19 protein-coding genes are annotated in these 15,642 nt (G+C 39.7%); 16 read left to right on the top strand and 3 right to left on the bottom strand.

Going from position 1 to position 15,642, the window contains the following annotated elements; genetic code table 11:
• Positions 1 to 10: 10 nt before the first annotated feature.
• Positions 11 to 637, bottom strand: a complete 627-nt coding sequence (locus tag NST62_RS11600; protein ID WP_141601908.1) for a LysE family translocator — start codon at positions 635 to 637, stop codon at positions 11 to 13.
• Between the two features lie 171 nt (positions 638 to 808).
• Between NST62_RS11600 and NST62_RS11595 the strand changes: the two genes are divergently transcribed.
• From NST62_RS11595 to NST62_RS11585, 3 genes are all read left to right on the top strand, one after another.
• A complete protein-coding gene (locus NST62_RS11595; RefSeq protein WP_141601907.1) occupies positions 809 to 1,054 on the top strand; it encodes a hypothetical protein in 246 nt (81 codons plus the stop codon).
• Positions 1,055 to 1,266: 212 nt separating this feature from the next.
• Entirely contained in the window at positions 1,267 to 1,617 is a 351-nt protein-coding gene (locus NST62_RS11590) for a hypothetical protein (RefSeq protein WP_342462913.1), read from the top strand.
• Positions 1,533 to 2,069 carry a VanW family protein gene (locus NST62_RS11585; protein ID WP_342463296.1) on the top strand — a complete coding sequence of 179 codons (537 nt, stop codon included), beginning with the start codon at positions 1,533 to 1,535 and terminating at the stop codon, positions 2,067 to 2,069. The genes NST62_RS11590 and NST62_RS11585 overlap by 85 nt, the downstream gene beginning before the upstream one ends.
• 150 nt (positions 2,070 to 2,219) lie before the next feature.
• Here the strand turns inward: NST62_RS11585 and NST62_RS11580 are convergent, their stop codons facing one another.
• A complete protein-coding gene (locus NST62_RS11580; protein WP_328215923.1) occupies positions 2,220 to 3,098 on the bottom strand; it encodes a cation diffusion facilitator family transporter in 879 nt (292 codons plus the stop codon).
• A gap of 291 nt (positions 3,099 to 3,389) precedes the next feature.
• On the opposite strand from NST62_RS11580, the gene NST62_RS11575 reads away from it, so the two are divergent.
• From NST62_RS11575 to NST62_RS11530, 10 genes are all read left to right on the top strand, one after another.
• Positions 3,390 to 3,578, top strand: a complete 189-nt coding sequence (locus tag NST62_RS11575) for a PLD nuclease N-terminal domain-containing protein (protein ID WP_141601906.1) — start codon at positions 3,390 to 3,392, stop codon at positions 3,576 to 3,578.
• A complete protein-coding gene (locus NST62_RS11570; protein ID WP_141601905.1) occupies positions 3,575 to 4,459 on the top strand; it encodes an ABC transporter ATP-binding protein in 885 nt (294 codons plus the stop codon). Before NST62_RS11575 ends, NST62_RS11570 begins: the two co-directional genes overlap by 4 nt.
• On the top strand, positions 4,456 to 5,235 hold the full coding sequence (locus NST62_RS11565; RefSeq protein ID WP_342462912.1) for an ABC transporter permease subunit: 780 nt from the start codon (positions 4,456 to 4,458) through the stop codon (positions 5,233 to 5,235). Before NST62_RS11570 ends, NST62_RS11565 begins: the two co-directional genes overlap by 4 nt.
• Positions 5,236 to 5,493: 258 nt before the next feature.
• Positions 5,494 to 5,664, top strand: coding sequence for a hypothetical protein (locus tag NST62_RS11560; protein ID WP_181733209.1), 171 nt, complete (start codon positions 5,494 to 5,496; stop codon positions 5,662 to 5,664).
• 271 nt (positions 5,665 to 5,935) lie between these two features.
• Positions 5,936 to 6,919: a tRNA-dihydrouridine synthase gene (locus tag NST62_RS11555; RefSeq protein WP_342462911.1), complete on the top strand. Its 984-nt coding sequence runs from the start codon at positions 5,936 to 5,938 to the stop codon at positions 6,917 to 6,919.
• A gap of 145 nt (positions 6,920 to 7,064) precedes the next feature.
• The gene (locus NST62_RS11550) at positions 7,065 to 7,925 is read left to right on the top strand and encodes a zinc ribbon domain-containing protein (protein WP_141601902.1); all 861 of its coding nucleotides are present in this window, start codon (positions 7,065 to 7,067) and stop codon (positions 7,923 to 7,925) included.
• 304 nt (positions 7,926 to 8,229) lie between these two features.
• Positions 8,230 to 8,706, top strand: a complete 477-nt coding sequence (locus NST62_RS11545; RefSeq protein WP_342462910.1) for a hypothetical protein — start codon at positions 8,230 to 8,232, stop codon at positions 8,704 to 8,706.
• Positions 8,707 to 8,753: 47 nt separating this feature from the next.
• The gene (locus NST62_RS11540) at positions 8,754 to 10,067 is read left to right on the top strand and encodes a DUF2642 domain-containing protein (RefSeq protein ID WP_141601900.1); all 1,314 of its coding nucleotides are present in this window, start codon (positions 8,754 to 8,756) and stop codon (positions 10,065 to 10,067) included.
• Between the two features lie 27 nt (positions 10,068 to 10,094).
• A complete protein-coding gene (locus NST62_RS11535; RefSeq protein ID WP_281279197.1) occupies positions 10,095 to 10,229 on the top strand; it encodes a hypothetical protein in 135 nt (44 codons plus the stop codon).
• Positions 10,230 to 11,570, top strand: a complete 1,341-nt coding sequence (locus NST62_RS11530; protein ID WP_342462909.1) for an arsenic transporter — start codon at positions 10,230 to 10,232, stop codon at positions 11,568 to 11,570.
• A gap of 115 nt (positions 11,571 to 11,685) precedes the next feature.
• Here the strand turns inward: NST62_RS11530 and NST62_RS11525 are convergent, their stop codons facing one another.
• Positions 11,686 to 12,753: a CotH kinase family protein gene (locus NST62_RS11525; protein WP_141601898.1), complete on the bottom strand. Its 1,068-nt coding sequence runs from the start codon at positions 12,751 to 12,753 to the stop codon at positions 11,686 to 11,688.
• A 100-nt stretch (positions 12,754 to 12,853) separates the two neighbouring features.
• Between NST62_RS11525 and NST62_RS11520 the strand changes: the two genes are divergently transcribed.
• The 3 genes from NST62_RS11520 (at position 12,854) to NST62_RS11510 (ending at position 15,487) form a co-directional block, all read left to right on the top strand.
• Positions 12,854 to 13,345, top strand: a complete 492-nt coding sequence (locus tag NST62_RS11520; protein ID WP_141601897.1) for a hypothetical protein — start codon at positions 12,854 to 12,856, stop codon at positions 13,343 to 13,345.
• Positions 13,346 to 13,819: 474 nt separating this feature from the next.
• A complete protein-coding gene (locus NST62_RS11515) occupies positions 13,820 to 14,107 on the top strand; it encodes a phage holin family protein (RefSeq protein WP_141601896.1) in 288 nt (95 codons plus the stop codon).
• A gap of 135 nt (positions 14,108 to 14,242) precedes the next feature.
• On the top strand, positions 14,243 to 15,487 hold the full coding sequence (locus tag NST62_RS11510; RefSeq protein WP_141601895.1) for a Zn-dependent hydrolase: 1,245 nt from the start codon (positions 14,243 to 14,245) through the stop codon (positions 15,485 to 15,487).
• Positions 15,488 to 15,642: the final 155 nt, after the last annotated feature.

Genomic DNA, 15,642 nt, shown 5'->3' with positions numbered 1-15,642 from the left:
TTGTCGACGTTTAATTTGCTTTTTCCAATGCCAATTTGATTCCAAACCCGATAATGATGGAACCGGTAATCCCTTCAATGAGATGTTTGGCAACGGGTTTTTTCATCAATGCGCTGATATGATGGATTAAATAAATATAGATGAACAGCCAGACGGCCGACAATAAAGTGAAGGTGATGCCCATGATTAAAAAGGGAAAAACGGTGCCGCTTCCCGGTTTCACGAATTGAGGGAAAAAGGATAGAAAAAAGATGGCGACTTTCGGATTGAGGATATCCGTCAGGAACCCCTGTTTAAAACAAGGGGTTTTTTCATTGTCAGGGATCATCACGTGAACTTCTTCTTTTTCCCCCTTTTTCATTAATGACCACAAGATTTTTGCGCCCAGGTAAATCAAATAGACTGCTCCGGCATATTTGATGATGGAAAATAAAATGGCCGATTTGACAATAATTGCCGATAAGCCAAGTACGGCCGCCATTGTGTGAATCAGCAGGGCGCAAAGGATGCCCAAAGAAGTTTTTATTCCTCCAATCCGATGGCAAAGGAGTGTATTTTTTGTCACAACCGCGGTATCCGGACCTGGCAAAATAATTAGAAAAATGCTCATGAGGACAAACAGATAATAATTTTCCAAATTTGGCTGCTTCCTTTCTTTGGATGAATTCTTACAACGTATTATATAAAAATCACTTTGCGAATTTAAGATGATATGGGAATTTTGAAGGTTTTTTTCTATTCGTAATAGAAATATTGAATAAGATGGTTTCCGTTTGAATAAAAAGATAAGGGAATGGGAGGGATGGCGATGATGCTTTTCGGTGCGACGGTAGGAAATGTCGGAGATGTATTGGCGGCAATCTTTCTTTTGGGATTTATCATAATAATGATTATGATTGGTGCTTTACTATTGAACATGTATAAGAAAAATAAAAAACGTTTAGAAGAGCTGATAATGCTTGAAAAACAACAAAATATCATTTTGAAAAACCGGGCGGATGATATAAATGAACGTCTAAGCAGAATCGAAAGATTATTAAAGGAGAAGAATTAATTTAAACCGGGGATATTCCTTATTTCAGATGTTACTTTCGCAAGCAAAATGTTGGCAATAAAAAGCAGGCTGTAAAATCAAATGAGAGATTACGGCCTGCTTTTTTCTATTATTTTTCTAAAATTTCAAATTTTTTATATTTTTTTACAAAACACTTTGTCATATATTTAATATAAATAAAGTAATATGATTTGATAGAAAGATGGATTGATTTGAGATTATCTGAAATTCATCCAATTTTCTATCATGCCAGAATAGAACAAAAGAGGCTTTTCCGGACAATCGCGGATTTAAAAGACAGAAAGCGTTTTGCCAAAACGCGGGAATTAAACTCCACTTTTCCTTACACTTGCAAAAAACACCAGTCCTTATTAAGAAGAAAATTGGGAAATAGCGATCCCCGGTTGCAAGAAAATAAAATTACCAATCTAAAGATTGCGACGGGTGAAATTGACGGCGTCATCATCAAACCGGGGGAATCTTTTCCTTCTGGAAACTTGTCGAGCGGACAACGAAGTCAAAAGTTTATATTGAAGGCATGCTGCTTAAAATGGGAGAAGTAAAAACGGGGATTGGCGGAGGAATTTGCCAACTAGCCAACCTGCTTTATTGGATGGCCCTGCATACGCCACTCGTAGTGATAGAAAGACATCACCATAGTTTCGACCCGTTTCCTGACTCCGGGCGCATCCTTCCGTTTGGAAGCGGGGCAAGCGTCTTTTATAATTATGTGGATTTGCGGTTTTATAATCCGACCGATTACTCTTTTCAAATCAAAGTATGGGTGACTGACAAGCATTTAAAAGGGGCCATCTATGCCAATGAAGAAATGCCGTACTCATATCATATCGAAGAAAGAAATCATCGTTTTTTGCAAAGAGAAGGGAAAAACTATCGCCAAAATGAAATTTGGCGAAAAACATACGATAAGAGAACAGGAAAAATGATTAAAGAAGAATTGCTGATCAAGAACTTTTCGGAGGTAAAATATCCTATACCTGATGAGTACCTTTAGCAAAACGGATGCGGATGTTATGAATTTGATGAGGTTAGAGAAAATGTAAATATTTAGAATAACATCCTTAATCTCTTGGGATATGCGGATTCAGGGAGTGCTTTCCTATCAACGAAAAGTGCCGGGCACCTTGAAGCGCCAGGCACTTTTTTATCTCTTTTCAATTTGGATCGTCATATGATGCAATGAAAATTCATCGTGAAGCATCTTCTGGATTTTCCGCAAAACGGCCTGTTCATCCGCATCTTGTGCAACAACTACATGGCAAGTGAAAGATGGATAGTCGGATGTGATCAGCCAGAGATGCAAATCGGCCACATCCACTACTTCTTCAATCTCAAGCAGTTTTTCTCTAATGATAAGGGTCGATAATTCCCTCGGTGCGGCTTCCATAAATATGTTGAAAGATTCCCTCACCACCCGAAAACCGCTGGTGCTGATGACCGCCGCAACAATCATGCTGGCGATGGGGTCTGCCAACTTCCAACCGAAAAACAAGATGATGAGAGCCGCGGTAATCGCCCCGACGGAACCGAGCATATCTCCCAATACATGGAGAAATGCACTTTTCACGTTTAAATTATCTCCTTTTCCTCTATTTAAAATAAAAGCAACCGCTATATTGACCAAAAGGCCGATCACTGCCACAATCAGCATTCCCGTGCTGGCGATTTCGGGCGGTGCCGTAATGCGGTGAATTGCCTCAACCACAATAATAAGAGCTATGCCAATCAATGTCATCCCGTTCAGGAGGGCGGCGAATATTTCAATTCTGCGGTATCCGTAAGTTTTTTTACTGTTCGCTTCCTTTTGTCCAATGATGAGGGCCAACAAGCTGAATCCCAAAGATAAAGAGTCCGTCAACATATGGCCGGCATCCGACAACAAAGCCAGGCTGTTTGTGATCAGCCCTCCAGCCACTTCGACCATCATAAAACCGGTGATAAGAATAAAAGCCCATTTTAGCGCATTTTTATTTTTGTTATCTTCCAGCTGGCCGTGGTAATTAAAATGATTTGGATCCATCATAAAGAACACTTCTTTCCATATTTGTTTACTTCTACTCACAGCAAAAACGGGCGACAAAATTTTTTGGCAAAATCTTATTTCTATATAATTTTCTTTTGTTTTATTGTCAGTCTGCAATTATGAATGTTCAAATCGTAACTATTATTTTATATTAATTTGCTCTTTTTTTCATTATCATAAGAAAAGAAGGGATTGGTTCTGACACTTTGGAAAGAACAGATTTTTTCCCTTCCAGCAAAAAGCGGCGGATTTATAATCCGGCATGCCATTGAAAGGTGGAGAGGTTCGATAATGATGGATATCAATTGGGCGCTAGTTGCCCCTTTATTGGTGATTCAAGTGGTTTTGCTGATTGTTGCGCTGGTTGATTTAATACGCATTGAATCGACGAACGGGCCGAAGTGGGTTTGGGCTTTGGTCATCATCTTTTTTAATATCCTTGGGCCGATTGTGTATTTTATCTTTGGGAGGAAATCATGATTACCGTTCAACATTTAACGAAAAATTTTGGTGCGCAAACAGTGGTATCCGATGTTTCCTTCACCCTTGAAGACGGTTCCTTTACGGCGCTTATTGGCCCGAATGGCGCAGGAAAAACAACGATATTGTCCATGCTTGCCGGTTTGTTGAAGCCAACCGGCGGATCCGTAAAAATGGAGGGAATAAAAGATATCCGGAAAGAAATCGGTTTTTTGCCCCAATATCCACAATTTTATCCATGGCTGACGGGAGTGGAATTCATTGAACTGACGGCAAAGTTAAGCGGAATTTCTGCAAGAGGGGCCAGAAAAGAAGCGGAAAAAGTGTTGGAATTTGTGGGCCTTAAAGACGCCATCCACAAAAAAACCGCTCAATACTCCGGAGGGATGAAACAACGGCTTGGCATCGCGCAGGCGATTGTTCATAAACCGAAGCTGCTGTTATTGGATGAACCTGTATCTTCCCTCGATCCGGTTGGAAGAAGGGAAATCATGAATCTGTTGAAACAATTGCAGCGCGGATCCACGATATTGTATTCGACTCATATATTAAATGATGCGGAAGAAATGACCGATCAACTTCTCTTTTTGAAAAAGGGGAAGGTTGTGGAAAAAGGTTCGTTAAATGAAATTCGGGAAAAATTTGATGTACCCCGTATCCGTATCCAATTTGCGGGAGTTGAAGAAGCGGCCGGATACTCTTCCCAAACGGAGTGGCCCACTGAGGTTGAAGGAAATGTTGTTTATGTCTATATAAAAGATCATTTCCCCACAATGCAGCAAGTTATGGGCGAGCTTTCCAATTCTCCATTTACGGTAGTAAAGGTGGAAAGGGATAGGTTGAGCCTTGAAGAGATTTTCATGAAGGTGGTATCACCATGAGGACATTCGCTGTGTTATTCCAAAAAGAGTTGCGGGAAAGTTGGCGCAGTTTCAAATTTTTATGGATGCCGCTCCTTTTTATATTTCTTGGCATCTCGGATCCAATTATGAATTATTATATGGAAGATATTTTAAATGCGGTGGGAAATTTGCCGGAAGGGTTCACCATCACATTGCCTGATTATGCGCCTGCGGATATTTTGCTTGCTTCCACTGGCCAGTTTCAATCCATCGGTTTGATTGTGCTTGTCGTTATTGCGGCAGGAATGATCAATCGGGAGAGGCAGAATGGAACAGCGCTTTTCATCTATGTACGGCCCATTTCATTTGCAGCCCTGTATTTCAGCAAGTGGGCGGTAATCAATTTGCTTGCTGTCTTAAGCGTCATTTTGGGGTATGGGGCGAGCATGTACTATACAGCCATTTTATATGGGGCCGTTGAGCCTCTTCTTTTTATTCAAATGGTTGCAAGTTATTGTGTATGGATTTTATTTGCGACCACCATCGCCCTTATGTTCAGTGCGATGTTCAAAACTGCCCTTTCCATTACATTCACGGTGATTGTCTTGCCCATAGGCGTCCTGGTCCAGTCGTTGATCGGTCAGTTTTGGAACGTTTCACCGTGGAAATTGGCGGATTACAGCGTCCAATTATTAACGCAAAGCGAAAACGAATATTATTTGAAAACATTGCTGTTAACGATCATTTGCACAGTCATCTTTATATTGATCGGCATCCTGTTCACCCGGAAAAATGCTTCCTCTGTGAAAGTATAAAATAAAGGGAGACTTTTTCATCATCAAGAAAAGGTCTTCCTTTTTTATTATTTGCAGCCCTTCCAATCATAGCCCTAATCGATGGTTTTTCATTTGTTAAGACAAAAGTGTTTTCGGAAAATGCACCCGTTTAATGCTCAATTAAAATCCCCAATTTATCCATTGCGGATTTCCTTAATTTAACAAGTGACTTATTCTTCTTTGCTGATCGGTGTGTATTCTTACCATTCCGCCAAGGAGAAATTATAGGAGCGAATATTGGGTGATGTATCGGATAATGTTTCCCGAATGAATGAAGCCATTAATGATTTGGTCCAATCGAAAGCGACGGATATCGTTGCATTGGCGAAACAGATTAAAGCAGCACAATCCCTTTCTTCCATGGAGGAAGAATTAAAATCAGCCGTCTCCGCATTTAAATATCAATAATTTTGCGGGCTTCACCCAGTTCCTTACCTGGGGAAGCCCCGCTTTTAATGATTAGCTCATCGTTGCAGCTATTAATTATGGATGGCTTGATTGGCTATTCCAGGGGGAATTATATTATATTAATAACGGAGATGAACGGAAAGAATATGATTATACTTCTCCATGATTTATAATTTCTAAAGTTTGATAACGATTGATCAAACCTGATATATAAAAATTAAGTAAATTGTTTTATCATTAGATATTCATCATGAGAGGAATTGAGAATTACATGAGAGAAAATTTTTGGTTGAAATTGCCTCGGCCATTCTTTGTTCTTGCCCCAATGGAAGATGTAACGGATGTAGTGTTTCGGCATGTCATCAGCAAAGCGGGCAGACCGGATGTGTTTTTTACGGAGTTTACAAATTCCGACAGTTATTGTCATCCGGATGGAAAAAACAGTGTCCGGGGACGTTTGCTGTTTACGGAAGACGAACAGCCGATTGTGGCGCATATTTGGGGAGACAAACCCGAATATTTCCGGCAGATGTCCATCGGAATGGCGGAAGAAGGATTTAAAGGCGTTGATATTAATATGGGATGCCCTGTGCCGAATGTTGCATCCCGTGGAAAAGGGAGCGGGCTTATTTTGCGTCCCGATGTGGCGGCCGAGTTGATTGACGCTGCCAAAGAAGGGGGGCTTCCGGTCAGTGTAAAAACGAGATTAGGATATACGGACGTTAGTGAATGGGAAGAGTGGCTGACTCACCTTCTGAAACAAAACATTGCCAATCTCTCCATTCATTTGCGGACAAGAAAGGAAATGAGCCAGGTCCCTGCCCATTGGGAACTCATCCCTGAAATCAAAAAATTGCGCGACCGGATTGCTCCTGAAACGATTTTAACCATCAACGGGGACATTCCGGACCGCAAAACGGGACTTGAGCTGGCTGAACGGTATGGTGTGGATGGCATCATGATTGGAAGAGGGGTGTTCAAAAACCCTTTTGCTTTTGAAAAAGAGCCGAGAGAACATACAGTCCGGGAGTATTTGGACTTATTTAAATACCATTTGGATTTGCATGATCGGTTTATCGAAGAAATTCCACGTTCCATCACAGCTCTTCACCGTTTCTTTAAAATTTATGTAAAAGGTTTCCGGGGAGCGAGTGAGTTAAGAAATCGGCTGATGAATACGAAATCCACGGATGAAGTGAGGGAGTTGCTTGCGGAATACGAGCAGCGGATTGATTTGGATGCCATTGTAAAATAAACACATGAAAAGGAAGGGCCATCGGAGTTATTGATGGCCCTTTTTTCATGGAGAAAAAGATGTATGGAGAATTCATTTTTGGATTTATCAGAAATTTCTATGTATTATTGTATTATCAGTAACTTATGAGGATGTGTAAAAAAGAATGCCAAAATGGAGCTGTCCGAAGTGCTATCATTTGAACAACAGCCATGCGACATACTGTTTGAAGTGCGGATATTATAAAGAGGGACAGGATGAAGAACTGTATTTTTGGAAATGTCCTGTCTGCAATGAAGAAAACAGCAATCATACGATTTATTGCATAAAATGCGGCCATCATTATAGCGGAAACAAAACGGTATTTTTGGAAGAACGGCCGGAACAGCCGGGATCGAAATGGAAACGGTTAAGCGAAAATGTTTGGGTTTTTTTAATCATGGAGTTGCTAATAATCGGAATCGCAATCTCCATTTCCGTTTATCAAAAAGAAAGTGTGGCAAATATTTTTTCCGTCATTTTCTTTATTCATTTATTTTTTGGAATGTATTATATCATCGTCTCTTTTGTGAAAAGCGGTTACGGCGAAATGATGAAATCGATACTGATCCAGGGCGTGGTTATGGTCGGACTTTTAATGATTGTCGGGATGGCGAATGGAGACAAAGACAAAGGAATGGATGATTATTCTTTAAACTACCTTAAGGACCACGCAATGGAAGTGGATTATGATGAATTGCATCATATTGCCTTTGAACGGTACGGAAGCCAAAGAAAACAATTGGTCAATTTTATTGGAAAAGTGTTTCTGGTAGATGGCGGTGAATACTTGATGATTGACATGTCAAAGGAACCAGGCAAAAAACAAGTAGTGTATGTGAAAAGAAAAGAATGGGATGCCGAAGTGAATGTAAATGATCGGGTGGAAATTTACGGAAAAGTGTTGGGGACCGCATCTGCAGCCAAACATCTTGATGAAGGAACCCCGGTTCCGGTAGTGGAGAGCTATTCATTGGAGCTGCGCTAATATCTGAGCGGACACCAAAAAGCCGATATTTTTGAATTGGAAAATGCAGCGTTTTGCCGATTTTGGGCAAAGCGCTGCATTTTTTAGTTTAGGCCAAAGAATTACAATTTCAGCATTTCAATAATTTCGTATGGAATTCAACATCTCTTTTTTTGGGAAATCATAATGTCAGATTCCCGCCGAGTCTCATACAATAACATAACGCCAATCCCCAATTTATTGTCGATGTATAGGCGGATAACTATGTACCTCTTTGCCTTTACACGTATAAATAATAATGAATTTTATAATGGGAGGAACAACGATGAACAGGGAGTTAATGAATTCTTTAGTAAACAAAGTGGTAAAAGTAGATCGCGGTGGACCTGAGTCAAGAGTCGGAAAAGTGCTTTCTGCCCATTCCGATTATTTCGTATTGTTAACAGAGGAAGATGGAGTCGTTTATTACAAGTACCAGCATGTTAAGAGTATTACTCAAAATTCCAAAAATGAAATGCCGTTTAAAGTGAAGGTTCCGAAAGATTTTAAATATATCACCGGAACAGACTTCAGAGCCGTATTAAATCAATTGCGCCATAATTGGGTGAAAATAAACCGTGGAGGTCCGGAGTCGGTAGAAGGGGTATTGGAAGAAGTATTCGATGAATATGTGACAATCGTTTCCGATAAAGAAGTCATCCGCTCGGCGATGTTCCATATCCGAAATGTAAGCTATGGCTTAAAACCGGATAAGGAAAAAGAAAAGGAACATGAAAATAACCAACACAATAGCCTCTTCTAATGCAAATGGGGAGACTTTCTGCGGATTGCATGTAAAAGGAGGCCCTCATGTTGAATGCAGAAAATTTGCTGGATTCCATAAAAAGTCTGGAAGGAGCAGAAATAGGGTTATTTCTGGATGAAAACCATTCCGTTCAAGGCACATTGTTAAGTGTCCAAAAAGATCATTTGATCGTGAAAGTTAAAGAAAATATTTTATATTTCCCTATCAACCAGATCAAAGCTTTATCAAGAAACATCAAAGAAACGGTCATCACAAATCAGGAAACGAATCATGCAAAGGTCGACAGGATAAATCTTGAAGAAATTTTGAAATCGATGTATTTGCAATGGATTACGGTCAATAGTTTCAACAAACAGAACTTTTCGGGAGTGCTCAGTGAAATTTCAAAAGATTATATTGTGTTGATCAATGGCGATAAAGAGTACTTGATTCTGAAATCCCAGATTACAAATATTCTGAATGAACAAGTGGATGAAAATCACATTGCCGGAATGGATTCGGCACAATCAGCCGGGTTCGCTGACAATTCATCTGATTCGGGTTTGACCCAAGAACAGGTCCAGTTGAGCACACAAGAAAATATCATTAGCGAACAAAAGAATCAGATTTTCCGGCATAAAGAAAAGGGGCATTATGCATCTGCCAATGAAGAGAAGAATGATGCAACAGCCAAAAAACAAGGAGAGAAAAATTCCGAGCAGCAGATTCAATCCGCTCTCCGGAACGAAAAAGCAGAAGCGACAGAAGCTGCATCGCCGTCGCCAACAACTGGGGAAGAGAAAAACAAAGCTGCCGACAAAAAAGTGAAGAAAAATCAAAATAGAGCATTTTTTCAAGAAGTGAAATTCAACTCTCCGATGCAAGAATGCACGTGGGATGTAATCCCGGTGGTTGACACTAAAGATTCTCCTCATCAGGATGATCAAATAGAAGAAATGGAGAATAAGGCTGAAATGAATAAAACGGAAGATGGAACGGAGGGAAATACCGCAAAGACCGAAGAAAAAGAAGAAATTAAACTTGAAAATACGTTGCAACCTTTGGAAGAGACGCAGGATGAAGCTAAGAAAGAGCTTGAAATTCAGAGGGATTCAGGAGAGATTGTGGCGGTCCAGGAAGAAAACGTTTCAGAAGAAAAGTTGGAACCATTTGAGATGGAGTTATCCGACGAAGAAAACGAATATCTGCATACACCTGTAAAAATGTTAATGGAAGACAATAGAAGACTATTAAAATATCAATACTATGCCTTAATGAAATTTGCGGAAAAAATGTATCATATCGAAAACCAATATAGAGCTATCATGAAACATGCCGAGAAGATGTATTCGCAATTAAAGGAGAGACGATATTACTGAGGTTGATAGGAGAAGGAGGGAAACAAGATGATGCTCCTTTACTTCTCAATTGTAGGTGTTTTGTTTTATAAATTATTTTTACAATCGCCATTACCTGCAAAAGAAGAAACTGTGGCAGGCACGAATCAATCAACTTATGAACAATCTAAGGCGGCTGTTTAAATGGTCGATTTTTCAACGATATTAATGTTAACCATATTTTTGTTCTCCATTGCACTTATGCTTTGGAGGCCTAAAGGAATCAATGAGACGATTCCGGTTTCTATAGGGGCTGCGTTTATAGTTATACTTGGGATAGTAGATTTTAAAGATTTAAAAAGTATTCTAAGTATTGTAAGTGGCCCCTCACTTACAATACTTTCTACTATCATGATGTCCATCGTTCTGGAGAGCATCGGATTTTTTAAATGGATTGCACAAAATATCATCCTGAAGTCTAATAATTCCGGTATCAGACTTTATATATATATCAATTTGCTATGCTTTTTTATGACAATGCTGTTCAATAATGACGGCAGCATACTCATCACAACCCCCATTATTATTCACATCATCAGATTTTTATCATTCAAACCCCATCAATATATCCCGTATCTAATTTCCGGGGCGCTGATTGCAACCGCTTCGAGCGCTCCAATTGCTGTAAGCAATATTTCCAATTTGATCGCATTAAAAATCGTCGGTCTGGATTTGAACAGTTATGTCAAAATCATGTTTATCCCTTCAATGCTTGGTATTTTGACAATAAGCATATTATTATTTTTGTTATTCAGGAAACATATTCCTAAACAATTAGGGTTCATTACACTCAATGAAAAAATGACGAATCCCTTTACGCATCCCCTTGATCCATCAGTGAAAAATGAAATAGATAGAAATCTGTTTAAAATCTGCATTGCTGTAGTGGTGATGACAAGAGGGGCATTTTTCGTTCTTTCCCCCCTTGGAATTCCGCTTGAAATGATTGGATTGCTTGGCGCGTTCGTGTTGATTCTGATCCGGTGGGTTAAAACGAAAGCGGGAATCAAAGATGTTATATTCAATTCTCCATGGCATACCTTAATATTTGCATTCAGCATGTATGTGCTCGTATATGGGTTAAAGAATGCAGGGCTAAATACATTGATTATTTCATCATTCGGGAATATTGTAGAATTGGGAACTTTCCATGCAACTTTGAGCATGGGGTTATTGACGACCATCATGTCCAATATTTTTAACAATTTGCCGGCGGTCATGATTGGGACGCTGGCGATTACCGAAATGGATTTAAATATTACATTATTGCAAGTGGCATATCTTGCAAATGTCATAGGAAGCGATATCGGATCATTGTTGACTCCGATTGGAACATTGGCAACATTGCTTTGGATGTTTATATTAAAAAAACACCATATAAAAATGACTTGGGGAAAATATATCGGTGTTACCGTTTTAGTCGTTCCGGCCGCATTAATCGTCAGTTTGCTAAGTTTATATTTGTGGGTGCTGCTTATTCTGTAAAATGCATGGAAACGATATGAAACAAATGATGAGGTGTAAAGAAATTAATAAGCATATTCATCCTTCTCCTCCTCTATCGCAAAGTTTTTGTGCCGTATAGAGGGGGAGAAGTTATTTATGCGAGCAATTGAAGCTGTTCCATTAAAAATTGGCTGCGCTTTTCAATAAACTCCAAAATATAATCTTTCTCACCAATAAAGATTTCTCTATTTTTTTGAATATATGGATCTTTTTCAATATAGGGCAAAATCAATGTTTGCAGCTCCTCTATTTGTGGCCGGATGTTTGCAGGGGTAAACAGTTCTTGCAACAACATTTCTATAATTTGGCGATATCTCCGCTTAAAATCATTGTTTTCCAATAATCTGGCCGTCAATGTGTTATATCCCCGGATCGGAACATATTCTAATTCAAGGGGCTCCCCATGCAAGTTTCTCCCCCAGGAGCCGTCATAATCCCATGGAGAAATTTCGAATAATCGGGTTTTGCTATTGTGATATAAAGCATAATTATGGATAAACCCGTCAAAATTTTGAGTACAAACAACCCCGGCCAGCCAACGCAAATATTTTTCAACATCCAGTATTTTTTCGATTTCTTCATCAAATTGCTCCTTGGGTTTGGTGTTGATGATAAGCATCAATTTTTTTAAATGATTTTCATCTTGATAAGTATATTTTGGGGTATATCCGTCCAATAAAGTTTCTTTCAAATATCCTTCTGGGGTATAAAGCGAAAAATTGGCATCATTATTGGTGGCGTAATAAATGGAACCTTCCGGCAAGTTTCGCCTTTTTAGATAATATTGATCAAAAGACTCGATGGCCAGATATATGCCCTCACTTTTTCCGTTGATGAACAATTGAATATGGTTCGAATCAGGAGCGAGCACCCCGGCTTTTTGAAAGAAGTCAAAGGAAAGTTTGTTTCTCATTAAGGAAGGATCGTTATATTCCGCGTTTAGATGCAATTCATGATGTCCATCCATAAAAAAAGGCCTTTGAAATTTAATATGGTAGGATTTTTTTTTATGCTTCCTCAGCTGATTCCCTCTAAAACCGATTTGAACGTCATACCGTTTGTTTTCGATTATCAGGTTTGCAAATACATAAGTTTCTGTCCAAATGTTTTTATAGAGTTTTCTTAAATTGTTTTTTGAGATTTCAATAAAATAGGATTCCACCCAAATGCCTCCCCAATAGAAATTCAGTGTTGAATATCACCCAGCGCTTCTGAAACCTGTTTCATACACTAAAATGAACGGATTTTGGTATTTGGAGGGGATGAAGATTCGTACTGTAATGGACGATAATCTACGGAAATTGGCCGAAATTGCAAAAGAAAATGGGATAATCCAGTATATGTACAATAATCCGGTTGAAGACATGAATTTGGCTGGAACAACAGTTGAAGCGAAAAATAAGAAGTCCCATGGAAGCAAAGGTGTGAAGGGATCCAAAGGGGCCAAAAGCGGAGGTTCAAAAGGCGGCAAACAAGGAAGCAAGGGATCCAAAGGGGCCAAAAGTGGAGGTTCGAAAGGCGGCAAACAAGGAAGTAAAGGGTCAAAAGGGAATAAAAGACAAGGATCAAAAGGCGACAAACATCACGGTGAAGACAAAAAGGATAAAAGGGAAGATTTCACGGAGGATAGGCAAATAAGCAAAGGATCGGACGGAAATAAAAGCATCGCTTCTCCAATCACTGATATAGAAGAGATCAGGAGGCTGGAAGAAATCATTAAAAAACAAATCAGAGAATTATTTCATAACAATTAGTATTGCATTCACTTAGAAAATGAAAAAATCAATCAGGTTTCTGTAAAAGAAACCTGATTTTTTTCGATCATATATCATCGCTCTTAAATTAATCAAAAACTGCTACCAGGCGCCCTTTGACTTCATGGTTTTTTAATTATTCCAAACCTTTGTCGATTCCTTCAAACGGAATTGCAATCAAATTAGGGCTCATTTTACCCGTGATGAAACAATCGTATACGCCTTTCTAAGCTTCCACAGTACCGCCGATGCTTCCAAGGAGCTTGATTTCTTTTGTAATCATTTTAGGCTATTTGGCCGCTGCAGTTAAATCAATGAAATGTTGGTTATTTCCTCCGTCAAAAGCGGGATGATGATTATGCCGGTTCGATAAATAGAATTTGAACCTTATTTTTCATCCCCACATAAACTATTAAGGGGAAAACTTTATATAGCTTTTTCTCTATTAATCTTCGCATGGACGAGGGATGAAAAATGGATTTTATTATATTAGAAGATTATATTTATCCGGAATCTGTTGTAATTATTCCGGTGCTATATTTGCTCGGGCTGTTTTTAAACCGGACACCGAAAGTTCCTCCGTGGGTTACGCCTTGGGTTCAAGTGGTCCTCGGCATTGCCTTTTGCATCGGCTATTATGGTTTTATTATAGAAGCGTTCGTTCAGGGAGTATTGGTGGCCGGCGCAGCCGCGATTATGAAAGATTTATTCCACAAAGCAAATTATTTCACAAAGAAAGAACGAAACGGAAAAGATGGATAATTTCATCTTTGAAAAATGTGCTGAATCCCTGGGGATTCAGCATTTTGTTTTTTTAAATCTGTCATAGTTTATTTTTTTTGGCAAGCTGACATATAATTGTTAAATATAGCTAAATGGTGAGGCAGGCGATTTGATATGGATCTGAAAGAAAGATATAAAACGCTGCTGGATAAAATCAACCAGTATAATTCCGGAGAAAAAGGAATCACAAGAGTCGCATTTACGAATGAAGAGCAAGCCTGTACGCAAGCATTTATGCGAATGTGCATGGATGCGGGAATGGCCGTCCGCATGGATCAATTCGGAAATGTGATTGCCAGAAGAGAAGGACGAAAAAAATTGCCCCCCGTTTTAATGGGGTCCCATTTAGATACGGTATATCAAGGCGGGAAATATGACGGGTCTGTCGGTGTAACGGCCGCGCTTGAAGTGGTGCGGCGTTTAAATGATAAAGGCATTGTAACGGATCATCCAATAGAAATCATTTCTTTCGCCTGTGAAGAATCCTCCCGTTTCGGCGTGTCGACATTGGGGAGCAAAGCAATGGCGGGATTGTTCGACAAAAAAAAATTACGGCATTTAAAAGACCGTAACGGCATCACCTTGGAAGAGGCGATGGCTTTGTGCGCCCTGGAAATTGATGCGGCTGAGGAAGCCAGCAGGCGGGGCGAACCCATTAAGGCTTTTATTGAGATGCATATCGAACAAGGACCGGTATTGGAAAAGGAAAATAAAAAGATTGGCATTGTTACCGGAATTGCGGCACCTGTCCGTTATTCCATCAAAATCATAGGCTCCCCTTCCCACTCCGGAACTACTCCCATGAATATGAGAAAAGATGCTTTGCTTGGAGCATCCGAAATCGCGTTGGAGCTGGAAAAAACCGCGTTGAAAGAACAGCGATACGGTACGGTGGCAACGGTAGGAGTGCTGGAAGTCGCATCCGGGGCCATGAACGTAGTGCCGGGGGAAGTGGAAATCAAAGTGGATATCCGCGGAACGTCAATCGAGTCCAGAAGCCGGGTCGTCGATCATTTGCATGAAACGATTCAATTGGTGAAGCGGAAGCGGGGACTGGAAATAATCGTCCAAGAATTAAGCAATGAAGAACCCGTGCTGCTTTCAGAAGAAATCATTGAAACAACTGAAAGAATTTGCAGAAAGAAAAACATCCCTTATAAAAAAATGCCAAGCGGGGCGGGACATGATGCCATGAATATGATGAAGCTTTGTCCGACAGGCATGATTTTCGTCCCATCGGCAAACGGTCTCAGTCACCACCCTGATGAATTTACCGAATTGGATGATATTTTGATTGGGATTGATGTATTGGAAGAAATCATCCTCCATTATGCCAGCGAGAATTCGATCATTGAATAAAGGGAAAAGAAGCAGGGCGGATTATTTTGCTTACTTGGCCTTGCTTATTTTTTGGCCGATTTTTTTATTTTGGCCATGTCCACATAAAATACCCATTCCCTATAAATTTTTAGTGTGTTAAAATTCTTAATGAAATTGATAATCGTTATCATCCA

Source organism: Ureibacillus sp. FSL K6-8385, from assembly GCF_038593155.1.
GTDB classification, from domain to species: Bacteria; Bacillota; Bacilli; order Bacillales_A; family Planococcaceae; genus Ureibacillus; species Ureibacillus terrenus.
Note: the sequence above shows the minus strand (reverse complement) of the source record. Positions and strands in the feature narration are given on the sequence as shown.

Bases quoted from the DNA above. Each gene is read 5' to 3' on its own strand.
- NST62_RS11595 (WP_141601907.1), top strand. From the start codon at position 809: ATGATGCTTTTCGGTGCGACGGTAGGAAATGTCGGAGATGTATTGGCG.
- NST62_RS11580 (WP_328215923.1), bottom strand. From the start codon at position 3,098: ATGATGGATCCAAATCATTTTAATTACCACGGCCAGCTGGAAGATAAC.
- NST62_RS11575 (WP_141601906.1), top strand. From the start codon at position 3,390: ATGATGGATATCAATTGGGCGCTAGTTGCCCCTTTATTGGTGATTCAA.
- NST62_RS11570 (WP_141601905.1), top strand. From the start codon at position 3,575: ATGATTACCGTTCAACATTTAACGAAAAATTTTGGTGCGCAAACAGTG.
- NST62_RS11565 (WP_342462912.1), top strand. From the start codon at position 4,456: ATGAGGACATTCGCTGTGTTATTCCAAAAAGAGTTGCGGGAAAGTTGG.
- NST62_RS11555 (WP_342462911.1), top strand. From the start codon at position 5,936: ATGAGAGAAAATTTTTGGTTGAAATTGCCTCGGCCATTCTTTGTTCTT.
- NST62_RS11550 (WP_141601902.1), top strand. From the start codon at position 7,065: ATGCCAAAATGGAGCTGTCCGAAGTGCTATCATTTGAACAACAGCCAT.
- NST62_RS11545 (WP_342462910.1), top strand. From the start codon at position 8,230: ATGAACAGGGAGTTAATGAATTCTTTAGTAAACAAAGTGGTAAAAGTA.
- NST62_RS11540 (WP_141601900.1), top strand. From the start codon at position 8,754: ATGTTGAATGCAGAAAATTTGCTGGATTCCATAAAAAGTCTGGAAGGA.
- NST62_RS11535 (WP_281279197.1), top strand. From the start codon at position 10,095: ATGATGCTCCTTTACTTCTCAATTGTAGGTGTTTTGTTTTATAAATTA.
- NST62_RS11530 (WP_342462909.1), top strand. From the start codon at position 10,230: ATGGTCGATTTTTCAACGATATTAATGTTAACCATATTTTTGTTCTCC.
- NST62_RS11520 (WP_141601897.1), top strand. From the start codon at position 12,854: ATGAAGATTCGTACTGTAATGGACGATAATCTACGGAAATTGGCCGAA.
- NST62_RS11515 (WP_141601896.1), top strand. From the start codon at position 13,820: ATGGATTTTATTATATTAGAAGATTATATTTATCCGGAATCTGTTGTA.
- NST62_RS11510 (WP_141601895.1), top strand. From the start codon at position 14,243: ATGGATCTGAAAGAAAGATATAAAACGCTGCTGGATAAAATCAACCAG.